At 71.5% G+C, this 9159-nt stretch carries 8 protein-coding genes; 2 read left to right on the top strand and 6 right to left on the bottom strand.

From position 1 onward, the window contains the following. Positions 1–52 precede the first annotated feature (52 nt). Positions 53–1312: a L,D-transpeptidase gene (locus ACQKIP_RS31370; RefSeq protein WP_365861593.1), complete on the bottom strand. Its 1260-nt coding sequence runs from the start codon at positions 1310–1312 to the stop codon at positions 53–55. A 251-nt stretch (positions 1313–1563) separates the two neighbouring features. Continuing rightward, positions 1564–1923, bottom strand: a complete 360-nt coding sequence (locus ACQKIP_RS31365; protein ID WP_365861591.1) for a hypothetical protein — start codon at positions 1921–1923, stop codon at positions 1564–1566. A gap of 110 nt (positions 1924–2033) precedes the next feature. On the opposite strand from ACQKIP_RS31365, the gene ACQKIP_RS31360 reads away from it, so the two are divergent. Continuing rightward, positions 2034–2366 carry a hypothetical protein gene (locus tag ACQKIP_RS31360; protein WP_365861589.1) on the top strand — a complete coding sequence of 111 codons (333 nt, stop codon included), beginning with the start codon at positions 2034–2036 and terminating at the stop codon, positions 2364–2366. Positions 2367–2444: 78 nt separating this feature from the next. Further along, the gene (locus tag ACQKIP_RS31355) at positions 2445–3209 is read left to right on the top strand and encodes a PepSY domain-containing protein (RefSeq protein ID WP_365861587.1); all 765 of its coding nucleotides are present in this window, start codon (positions 2445–2447) and stop codon (positions 3207–3209) included. A gap of 87 nt (positions 3210–3296) precedes the next feature. On the opposite strand, the gene hutH is transcribed toward ACQKIP_RS31355, so the two are convergent. The 4 genes from hutH to ACQKIP_RS31335 all read right to left on the bottom strand — a co-directional run bounded on the left by hutH (position 3297) and on the right by ACQKIP_RS31335 (position 8716). Next, the gene (gene hutH, locus ACQKIP_RS31350) at positions 3297–4835 is read right to left on the bottom strand and encodes a histidine ammonia-lyase (RefSeq protein ID WP_365861914.1); all 1539 of its coding nucleotides are present in this window, start codon (positions 4833–4835) and stop codon (positions 3297–3299) included. A 476-nt stretch (positions 4836–5311) separates the two neighbouring features. After that, the gene (locus tag ACQKIP_RS31345; protein WP_365861585.1) at positions 5312–6532 is read right to left on the bottom strand and encodes a GGDEF domain-containing protein; all 1221 of its coding nucleotides are present in this window, start codon (positions 6530–6532) and stop codon (positions 5312–5314) included. 86 nt (positions 6533–6618) lie between these two features. After that, complete coding sequence (locus tag ACQKIP_RS31340) at positions 6619–7416, bottom strand: enoyl-CoA hydratase/isomerase family protein (protein ID WP_365861583.1); 798 nt, start codon at positions 7414–7416, stop codon at positions 6619–6621. Between the two features lie 124 nt (positions 7417–7540). Further along, positions 7541–8716 carry an adenylate/guanylate cyclase domain-containing protein gene (locus tag ACQKIP_RS31335; RefSeq protein ID WP_427744821.1) on the bottom strand — a complete coding sequence of 392 codons (1176 nt, stop codon included), beginning with the start codon at positions 8714–8716 and terminating at the stop codon, positions 7541–7543. Positions 8717–9159 lie beyond the last annotated feature (443 nt).

Below are 9159 nucleotides of genomic sequence, written 5' to 3'. Positions count from 1 at the left end.
CACCCCTGGTGAGGGGTGCGGGCCGCCGCCGCTCGGAAAAGTCAGCCGGGGATCAGACCGCCGAACCGGCCTTCCACTGGGCCCAGTCCATGACCCAGCCGTTGAAGCCGTTGTCCGGCTGGACCGTCTTGTCGCCGGTGTTCCGGACGTCCACGACGTCACCGACCATCGAGTTGTCGTAGAACCAGGCGCCCGGGGTGCTCTTGTCGCCCGCACCCTTGGCGTCCTGGAGGCCGACACAGCCGTGGCTGGTGTTGGCGCCGCCGAAGATCGACTTGGCGCCCCAGTAGTTGCCGTGGATGAACGTGCCCGACTGGGACAGGCGCATGGCGTGCGGCACGTCCTTGATGTCGTACTCGCCCTTGCCGTCGCCGTCCGTGAAGCCGACCGTGGCGCCGTCCATCCGGGTCTCCTTGAACTTCTCGGAGATCACCATCTGGCCTTCGTACGTCTTGTTCTCCGGGGAGCCCGCGGAGATCGGGATGGTCTTGATGGTCTTGCCGTCCCGCATGACCTTCATCTGCTTGGTCTTGGCGTCGACGACGGAGACCTGGTTGCGCCCGATCTTGAACTGGACCGTCTTCTGCTGGACGCCGGTTACGCCGTCCGAACCCTCGACGCCGTCGAGCGCCAGCTTCAGGGTGACGGTGGAGTTGCCCTTCCAGTAATCCTCGGGGCGGAAGTCGATGCGGTTGTCGCCGAACCAGTGGCCGACGACTTCCTGGCCGCTGCTCGACGACACCGTGATGTGCGACTGCACGTCCTTCTTGTTGGCGATCGCCTTGTCGAAGTTGATCGACACCGGCATGCCCACGCCGACGGTGGAGCCGTCCTCGGGGGTGAAGTTCCCGATGAAGCTGTTCTTCGGGGAGACCGTCGTGAACTTCGAGTTCTCGTGCGCCTTGCGGCCCTCGGAGTCCTCGGCCGTGGCGCTGATCTTGTACGTCTTGGCGCGGTCGAGCTGTGCGCTGGGCTTCCAGCTCTTCTTGTCGGCCGCTATCTGCCCCTCGACCGCGGTGCCGTCGTCGGTCGTCATCGTGACGTCCGTCAGCGTCCCCTTGGTCACCTTGACCTTGGCCGCGCTGTTGATGCTTGCGTTGTCGGAGCCGTCCTTGGGCGCGATCTTGATATCGGCCTCGGAGGTCTTCTTGGCGGCTGCCTCGTCGACCTGGTTCTGGGACTCCTTGCCGCCGGCACTGCTCTTGTCGCCGTCGTCGCTGCTACAGGCCGAGAGCACAAGGACGCCGCCGACCAGGGCGGACACGGCCGCAAGGCCCTTGCGCCGTCCGCGCCGCCGCCTACTGTCCGTCATCACACGCTTCTCCATCGTTGCTGAAATCCCCAACACGCCAAGAACGCCGGGAGTCCCCGTAATCCCGTACAACGTCCTGCCCGGTTCGTCCCGTTCCACTACCGCGGAAGATGTGGGGAACACCACGTCGTGCGATGCGCCGGTGACAGCCGTGCACCTCTGAGACGACGGAACCCCGGGCGGCGGTTGCCGTCCGGGGCTACGGGTTCCGTTTTTTCCGTCCGGTAGACGTACGAATTTTCGTCTACCGGCTAGAGCCTCCGGCCGCCGGTGCCGTCCCCATCCTCAACCTCGTCGTCCTCATCATCCTCGTCCCCCTCCCAGTCCGGTGAATCGGGGTCGTAGTCGATCTGCTCGCTGCTCCAGGAAGCCTGCGAGAGTTCCACCCCCGGCACCTGGCTGACCAGGTCGAACGGGTCAACCAAATAGGCGAGGGCTTCGGCGTCGTCCTCCTTGACGGCCGTCTCGGCGTGCTGGCGCTCCTCGGCCGGCATGTGCTCGTCCTCCGCGATGCGGCGCAGGGCCGACGCCGACAGTTCGCCGGAGCCGTCGACCTCCACCACCAATTCGACGCGGAGCCGTACAAAGCGTGATGTCTCAGGTGTGCTCATGGGTCGGAGCGTACGACCCGGGGCCCCCGCGACTTTCCCGCGACCCGCGCCTTTCATTACCATCGCCCCACACGGCCAATTCGCCAGCGCCACAAGGGGGATCCGATTCCGTGTCCGCACGTCGATCGCTGTTGACCGCCACTGCCGCGGGTGCCCTCCTCGGCGCCCTGTGGTTCGTTCCCTCCGCGAACGCGACGGCGACGTTCAGATCTCCGCAGGCGCCCGCTCAGGCACCCGACGCCCAGCAGGTCGTCCATACCGAGCAGCGTCGCGCGACGCTGCCGTCGAAGGACACCGCCGCCCCCGCCGAGGACCGCCTCGCGGACACGGGCGCCGGTGTCGACACGACGCCGTACCTCATCGGCGGGACGGCGTTCCTGGGCCTCGGAGCGGGGTTCGTCGCATATTCGGTCCGCCGGGAGCGGCAGGGCCCGGCGTACTGAGCGGCCTGCCGTCGTCGATCGGGTGACCCTGGCCGCCGGGCAACATGGCCGGGCGGCCGGGCGGCTAGGCATCGGGGCATGAGATTCGAACCCCGGCACAGCAAGAGCGGCGCCGCGCGCGCCCGTCGTCTCCGTCTCGTCGGCGCCGTGTGCGCCGTCGCGGCCTCGGCTGCACTGGTCACAGGCTGCGGTGAGGACAGCGGCAAGGCGGAGTCCGCCGCGACCTCGGAAGCGGCGAAGACCGTCCCGGAGGGGGAGGCCACCCCGTCCCCCTCGGGCAGCGCGTCGATGACGCAGGACCAGACGGAGCGCAAGGCACTGCTCGGCGACACCAAGGTCACCTACGACAAGGCCGCCACCACGGCGGTGGACAAGGTCTCGGGCAGCAAGCTGACCGACCTGGACCTCAAGAGCGCCGCCGACGTCAAGGACGACGCCGACGACGATGACGACCCCATGAGCGCCAGCCCCAGCCCGAGCAGCAGCGCCATGGGCCCGCAGTGGGTCGCGAAGGTGGCCGAGAAGGACGGCACCTCGCACACCGTGCGTATCGACGCCGTCTCCGGCAAGGTGCTCAGCTCCGCGCCCGAGGGCGACCGGGACGCCGACGACAAGAAGGAGACGGCCGACTGGCTCTCCCGCGTCAAGCAGACGCCGGAACAGGCGGCCAAGACCGCCACGGACAAGACGAAGGGCACGGTCACGTCCGTCGGTCTCGACGACAACGACAGCGGCGCCCTGGTCTGGTCCGTCGACGTCGTCTCCAAGGACTGGAACAAGACCGACTTCGAGGTCGACGCGGTCAAGGGCAACATCACCCACGAGCACGTGGACCGGGACTGACGCGCCGTCACCACTCGGGCGCGCATACACGGAAGGGGGCGCCGTCACCCGGTGACGGCGCCCCCTTCGTCGTACGACGTGCCCTGGCTAGGCCAGCGGGCCCGTCACCGGCTCGACCGCGTCGAGCAGCGCGCCCGAGCGGACAAACTCGTCCGCCGCCGCCAGGTCCGGGGCGAGGAAACGATCCGGCCCCGGGCCCTGGACGCCCGCCTTGCGGACCGCCTCGATGACCGCCTGCGTGGCGGGGGCCGGGGTGAGGCCCTCGCGGAGTTCGACCGCGCGCGTGGCCGCGTACAGCTCGATCGCGACGATGCGGGTCAGGTTGCCGACCGCCGTGCGGAGCTTGCGGGCCGCCGACCAGCCCATCGACACGTGGTCCTCCTGCATCGCGGAGGACGGGATCGAGTCGGCGGACGCCGGAACGGCAAGGCGCTTCATCTCGCTCACGAGGGCCGCCTGCGTGTACTGGGCGATCATCAGGCCCGAGTCCACGCCCGCGTCGTCCGCGAGGAAGGGGGGAAGCCCGTGCGAGCGGTTCTTGTCCAGGAGCCGGTCCGTGCGGCGCTCCGAGATCGAGCCGAGGTCCGCGGCGGCGATCGCGAGGAAGTCCAGGACGTACGCCACGGGGGCCCCGTGGAAGTTGCCGTTCGACTCGACGCGGCCGTCGGGCAGGACCACCGGGTTGTCGACGGCGGCGGCGAGCTCGCGCTCGGCGACCAGGCGCGCGTGCGCCATCGTGTCGCGCCCGGCGCCCGCCACCTGCGGCGCGCACCGCACCGAGTACGCGTCCTGGACGCGCGGCGCGTCGTCCTGGTGGTGGCCGGTCAGGCCCGACCCCTCCAGCACGGCGAGCATGTTGGCGGCGGATGCCCCCTGGCCCGGATGCGGGCGGATGGCGTGCAGCTCGGGGGCCAGGACCTTGGCGGTGCCGAGCAGCGCCTCCAGGGTGAGGGCCGCGGTGATGTCGGCGGACTTGTAGAGGGCGTCGAGGTCGGCGAGGGCCATGACCAGCATGCCGAGCATGCCGTCGGTGCCGTTCAGGAGGGCGAGGCCTTCCTTCTCGCGCAGCTCGACGGGGGTGATGCCGTGCGCGGCGAGCAGTTCGCCCGCCGGCTTCAGCTCGCCGTCCGGGCCTTCCGCGTCGCCCTCGCCCATGAGCGTGAGGGCGCAGTGGCTGAGCGGGGCGAGGTCGCCGGAGCAGCCGAGGGAGCCGTACTCGTGGACGACGGGCGTGATGCCCGCGTTCAGCACGTCGGCCATGGTCTGCGCGACCTCGGGGCGTACGCCGGTGCGGCCGGAGCAGACCGTCTTCAGGCGCAGGAACATCAGCGCGCGGACCACCTCGCGCTCCACGCGCGGGCCCATTCCGGCCGCGTGCGAGCGGACGATGTTGCGCTGGAGCTGGGCGCGCAGGTCCGGGCCGATGTGCCGGGTGGCGAGGGCGCCGAAGCCGGTCGATACGCCGTAGACGGGCTCGGGCTTGGCCGCGAGGGCGTCGACGATCTCGCGCGACGCGGCGAGGGCGGCCACGGCCTCGGCCGAGAGCTCGATGCGGGCGTTGCCGCGCGCGACGGCGATGACGTCCGCCGCGGTTGTCCCGGACGTCCCCAGGACCACGGTGTGCATATCCATATTCAGCAGCGTACGGACTGAATCGCCAAGTGTCACGACCGAATCCAACCTGAGCCACTTACCAGGCGGTACGCCAAGGGCCCCGCACAGAGGTGAGCCCCCATACGCGGGGCGGGGCACACGGGCCGACGCAGGCCACAGCAACCACCTCCCGCCGCCCCGGAGACTGCACCCCACCCAAGGGCACGCCCCACCACCCCACGGGCCCCCGCTCGCCACACCGCGCCCGAGGGGGCGGCGGGAGCGACGGGCGCCCTGGCCGCCGGGCCGGAGGCTCTGCCCCACACCCTCGAAAGCCTCGCCCCCCGGCACCACGGGATCCGCAGACCCCGGCGCCGCCGCGGAAGCCCACGGCACCCTGGAGCCCCCCTCTCACCAGCCAAGGGCACCTCTCAACACCCCCGCTCGCCGCACCGGAGCCAAGGGGGCGGCAAGAGCGACGGACGCCCCGCCCGCCCGCCGACAGCGCCTCACGCAGGCCCGCGGACCCCCCGCTCCCCCTCCCCGGCACCCCGGGAATCCCGCTCGCCGCCGCCCCGCGGCTCCGGGCCTCGGCCCCGGAAGCGGCGGCGTTCGCCAGGAGGGCGGGCGGTGTCCGAGTTGGCGAGGCGGATCACCGGGTCGTCCGTGCCCTCGCGGCCCGCGACCACCGGCTTCGCCGCGCGTGCCGCCTTCGCGCGGTACTGGGCCGCGTCCGCGAGGCGGAACAGGCGGCGGGCCGAGTGGACCTCGCCGATCGGGTCCTCCGTGGAGGCGACCCCGCACGCGATCCCGTCCCCCAGCTCCAACTCCGACGCCCGTACGCAGAGTTCGTCGGCGACCCGTACCACCTCGTCGGCGGACGGCCCCACCGAGAGCAGGCAGAACTCGTCCCCGCCGAGCCGCGCCGCCAGCGTCCCCGGCAGCATCGCCCCGCAGAGGGAGAGCACGGAACCGAAGCGTTCGAGGAGACGGTCGCCGACCGCGTGGCCCCGGGTGTCGTTGACCCGCTTGAGGCCGTTCACGTCGCACACGACCAGGCTCACCACCGCCCCGTCCGCACGGTGCCGCTCCACCGCCTCCTCAAGGCGCAGATCGACCGCGCGCCGGTTGGCGAGGCCGGTCAGCGCGTCGGTGAAGGCCAGGCGGCGGGCCTCCTCCAGGCGCTCGGTCTGCGCGATGCCCGCCGCGACGACCGAGGCCAGCACCGTCGCGAAGTCCGCGTCCTTGCGGCCGAAGACCGGCGCACCCACCGGCCGCGCCACATAGAGCTCACCCCACGCCCGCCCGTGCAGCACGATCGGCGCGACCACGCAGCAGCCCCGCCCCCGCCTGCGCAGGGCGGCGACGCGCTGGTGGCAGTAGCCGGGCGCGGAGGCCTCCGCGGGCCCCGCCGCCGTCTCGACCCAGGCGTGCGGCTCGCCGCCGCCCGCCCAGCGCTCGTGCAGGAACTCGGTGATCTCCGGGAACTCGTTCACCGGATACGCCTCGCGCTCCGGGAACTCTTCCTCCCCCTCGGCCCGTTCGCCCACGTTCACCAGCACCCTCAGCCGCCCGAGGTCACGCTCCCAGACGGACAGGGCCGCGAAACTCCCGGACAGCGCACGGCACGCGCCGCGGGCAGCCGCCCGCCAGGACTCACGCGGCGTGTGCGCGGCAGCCATCCCCTGCGCCAGCACGACCACGGCCCGCAGCCGAACGTCCTCTCCCATCTCCCCAGGCTAGGAGATTTACGACATTTTGGGCGTTTGGAACATTACTCAGCGTGTGGACACGCCCCGCGGCTCACCCACCGGGCTCACTCCCCGGGCCACTTGGGCTTCCGCTTCTCGTTGAACGCCGCGACACCCTCCGCCCGGTCACCGGAGAAGGCCACCGAGCGCCAGGCCGCGTCCTCGACCTCGAGGCCCGCACGCAGGTCGAGCCCGTGCCCCAGGCGCAGGGCGCGCTTGGCGGCACGCAGCCCGACGGGCGAGTTGGCGGCGATCCGCTCGGCGAGCGCAAGTGCTTCCGTACGGTCCTCCCCCTCGCCCACCAGCAGATCGACGAGCCCCAACTCCCGCGCCTCGGCCGCCTCCACGCGCCGCGCGGTGAAGATCAGCTCGGCGGCCCGCGCCGCACCCACGCGGCGCGGCAGCAGCTGCGTACCGCCGCCGCCCGGGATCACGCCCACCGACACCTCGGGGAGCCCGACCACGGCGGTCGGGTCGGCGACGACGAGATCGCAGGCCAGCGCGAGCTCGAACCCGCCGCCGAGCGCGAAGCCGTGCACGGCGGCGATGGTCGGCATGGGCAGTTCCAGTACGCCGGTGTAGGCGGCGCGTGCCGTGGGCCGCTGGCGCACCAACTCCGCGTCGGAGAAGGAATTGCGCTCCTTCAGGTCGGCGCCGACACAGAAGGCACGCCCGTGGGTGGAGGTCACGACCACGACGCGGGCGTCACGGTCCTCCGCGAGGGCGGCGCAGGCGGAGCCGATGGAGCGGGCCATGTCCGTGGACACGGCGTTCATGGCCCCCGGCCGGTCAAGGACGAGCTCGGCGACGTAGGCGTGCCGCCTGACGCTGACGAATTCCCCGAACCGCTGCTCGCCACCCATGGCTTCCTCCACGTCTGGTTAACGCCCGTTACCGGGCCACCCTGCGGATCATGCCACCGCTGCGGGGCAAACGGGTGGGCGGAGGGGAAAATCCGCCGCGAGGCAGCGGTCCGCGGACGGAAACTCAGCCCCGCCGGGCAAGCAGCCAGGGCTCCACGACCCCGAGCCCGCGCACGGGCCGCTGCCACATCGGCTGGAGCGCGAAGCGGTACGAGGGCGCCGGGGAGCCCTCCTTCTCGGCCAGCTCCGCGGCCTGTGCCGCCTCGGTCTCGGAGGCAGGCGCCTCCCCCGTACGCGTCAGCTCCTCGGCGAGCGCGCCGTCCACCAGGACGGCGTCCTTGGGCGCTATCGACGTGAGGCGGCTCGCGAGGTTCACCGTCGTACCGAAGACGTCGCCCATCCGCGTCGTGACCGTGCCGAAGGCGATGCCGACGCGCAGCTCCGGCATCGTCTCGTCGTTGGCCATGGTCTCGATGAGGCGCAGGGCGATCTCCGCGGCCACGCCCGCGTCGTCGGCGGCGTACAGGACTTCGTCGCCCAGCGTCTTGATCAGGCGCCCGCCGTGCGCGGCGACGAGGTCGGCGGCGGTGGTCTCGAAGGCCTCGACGAGCTCGCCGAGCTCCTCTTCCTCCATGCGCCGGGTGAGGCGCGTGAAGCCGACGAGGTCGGCGAATCCGACGGCAAGGCGCCGGTCGACCATTTCCTCGTCGTCCGCGGCCTGTACGACACGTCCGGTCGCGGCGGCGAGCTGGCGCCGCCACACATAGACGAGGAATTCCTCCAGCTCGGGCAGCAGCAGCTCTATCAGCGGATAGGTGACCTCGGTCCGCGTCATGCCCGGCTCGGGCGGCTCCGTCAGACCTTCCAGGAAGGAATCGATCTGCCATTCGGCCAGGCGGGCGGTGGTCTGCCCGGTCGACCGCGCCACCTGTACGGCCATCGCCTCGCTGAGCAGGCCCGCTTCCACGAGACCGGCGAGGCGGCGCAGCGCGAGGACGTCCGCCTCGGTCAGGGCCTTGGCCTGGCCGATGTCGGGAAATCCCATGGCCCGCCAGAAGCGGGAGGCCAGTTCCATGGACACGCCCGCGCTGCGGGCCGCCTGGAAGGGGGTGTAGCGGCGGTCCGCGCCGAGGATCAGCCCTTCGAGGCGCAGGGCGAGGGGGTCCTTCTCCGGGTCCTCGGGCTTCTCGTCCCCGGAGTCCATGGAATCGAACGCATCGACGGAACCGGTGGCACGCCCGGGCTCACCGTCTGGGCCGGGGTATGCACCCGCTCCGGAGCCGGTGTCGTCGACGGTCACGCCTGCTGCCCTTCCGATCTGCCGCGGTCAGGTATCGACCGGCGCCAACTTTACGGCAGGTGTGCCGCAGCTCACGCCTTCTCTGGCGGGGCGCCTCGGAGTGTGGGTCCCCTGCGGCTGCGCTGACGAACACACCTTTCCCCACCACCCGCCCGTTTGCCCCGCATCCTCACCTGAACGAACAAGCTTTCCCACTCGCCCGCCCGATTCCCCGCAACACAACCGCACCGAACAGAAGGCCACGGGAGCTCCGCGCCCGCACACCCGCAGTCGGCAGCACACACGACGGGACGGGACGTGCCGGTATTTCCGCCCGGAGTACGGCTTGCGGCACTCCGGTAGCGAAGCAGCCACGCGACCAGGCGGACGGCGAGGACGGACACATCGGCGCGGCCCCGCCCCCACACACGAACCCCCGCCCCCTACACCCCCCGCAAATGCAC

The organism is Streptomyces sp. NPDC059900 (assembly GCF_050270335.1).
Classification (GTDB): domain Bacteria; phylum Actinomycetota; class Actinomycetes; order Streptomycetales; family Streptomycetaceae; genus Streptomyces.
Note: the sequence above shows the minus strand (reverse complement) of the source record. Positions and strands in the feature narration are given on the sequence as shown.